Raw genomic sequence first — 1,244 nt, forward strand, 5'->3', positions numbered from 1 at the left:
TGAAAGTATCTATTTCTCTTCCAGAAGAGTTAGTTCGCTACGTTGACGATCGCGTAGAAAATCGCAGTCGGCTTATTGAGGGGTTACTGCAAGCATGGCGGAAGCAGCAGGAAAAGCAGGCGATGGTTGAGGCTTGTTTGTTGCTGGATGAATTAGATGGATTAAATGATGAGGACAGGGCATGGCAGCAAGCAGCAATTATCGATTAGGAAGTATCTGGCAAGTGTGTTTCGATCCTTCGATTGGTACAGAAATTCTCAAAACTCGTCCTGCGGTAATTATTTCTGGAACTGCTTTTAATCAGCGCAGTAGGGTAACTGTGTTACCGATAACTTCTGCTAATCCAAGCGATCGCCTACGTCCAGTGATTGTGCCTTTGATTCCTTCTGTTACTAATGGGCTTAGCAGTAATAGTTTTGTGGTTTGTGTCGATCCAATGACTTTTGATAAACGCAGATTGATTCAAGCTCTTGGTCAAATAGAGCCTAATCAATTGGAAGAAATACAACAGATTTTGGCTAGGTATTTAGAACTTTAACTGAAAACGATACCTAAACAGGCGATCGCCTCGATCGCACCAAATAATCTCTACAAAAAGCGATCGCTAATTTCACAAGGCGATCGCACAAATAATATCTACAAATGGCGATCGCTATTCCATGTGTGTGCTACCATAAGTAGTATTATGAGTAGTATAAAATAGTTATGAAAGTATCTATTTCTCTTCCAGAAGAGTTAGTTCGCTACGTTGACGATCGCGTAGAAAATCGCAGTCGGCTTATTGAGGGGTTACTGCAAGCATGGCGGAAGCAGCAGGAAAAGCAGGCGATGGTTGAGGCTTGTTTGTTGCTGGATGAATTAGATGGATTAAATGATGAGGACAGGGCATGGCAGCAAGCAGCAATTATCGATTAGGAAGTATCTGGCAAGTGTGTTTCGATCCTTCGATTGGTACAGAAATTCTCAAAACTCGTCCTGCGGTAATTATTTCTGGAACTGCTTTTAATCAGCGCAGTAGGGTAACTGTGTTACCGATAACTTCTGCTAATCCAAGCGATCGCCTACGTCCAGTGATTGTGCCTTTGATTCCTTCTGTTACTAATGGGCTTAGCAGTAATAGTTTTGTGGTTTGTGTCGATCCAATGACTTTTGATAAACGCAGATTGATTCAAGCTCTTGGTCAAATAGAGCCTAATCAATTGGAAGAAATACAACAGATTTTGGCTAGGTATTTAGAACTTTAA

General features: G+C 41.6%; 4 protein-coding genes. All 4 read left to right on the top strand.

Translation table 11 applies throughout. From position 1 onward, the window contains the following. The coding region (locus APA_RS22205; RefSeq protein ID WP_201324410.1) for a hypothetical protein at positions 1 to 209 on the top strand (209 nt) is incomplete at its 5' end. Further along, positions 182 to 538 carry a type II toxin-antitoxin system PemK/MazF family toxin gene (locus APA_RS22210; protein WP_201323893.1) on the top strand — a complete coding sequence of 119 codons (357 nt, stop codon included), beginning with the start codon at positions 182 to 184 and terminating at the stop codon, positions 536 to 538. The genes APA_RS22205 and APA_RS22210, both read left to right, overlap by 28 nt. Positions 539 to 705: 167 nt before the next feature. Next, on the top strand, positions 706 to 915 hold the full coding sequence (locus APA_RS22215) for a hypothetical protein (RefSeq protein WP_201323892.1): 210 nt from the start codon (positions 706 to 708) through the stop codon (positions 913 to 915). Continuing rightward, complete coding sequence (locus tag APA_RS22220) at positions 888 to 1,244, top strand: type II toxin-antitoxin system PemK/MazF family toxin (protein ID WP_201323893.1); 357 nt, start codon at positions 888 to 890, stop codon at positions 1,242 to 1,244. The genes APA_RS22215 and APA_RS22220 overlap by 28 nt, the downstream gene beginning before the upstream one ends.

This window comes from Pseudanabaena sp. lw0831, assembly GCF_016584665.1.
In the GTDB taxonomy this organism is placed as follows: Bacteria; Cyanobacteriota; Cyanobacteriia; order Pseudanabaenales; family Pseudanabaenaceae; genus Pseudanabaena.

Coding starts and splice junctions, on each gene's coding strand:
- APA_RS22215 (WP_201323892.1), top strand. CDS start 706: ATGAAAGTATCTATTTCTCTTCCAGAAGAGTTAGTTCGCTACGTTGAC.
- APA_RS22210 (WP_201323893.1), top strand. CDS start 182: ATGGCAGCAAGCAGCAATTATCGATTAGGAAGTATCTGGCAAGTGTGT.
- APA_RS22220 (WP_201323893.1), top strand. CDS start 888: ATGGCAGCAAGCAGCAATTATCGATTAGGAAGTATCTGGCAAGTGTGT.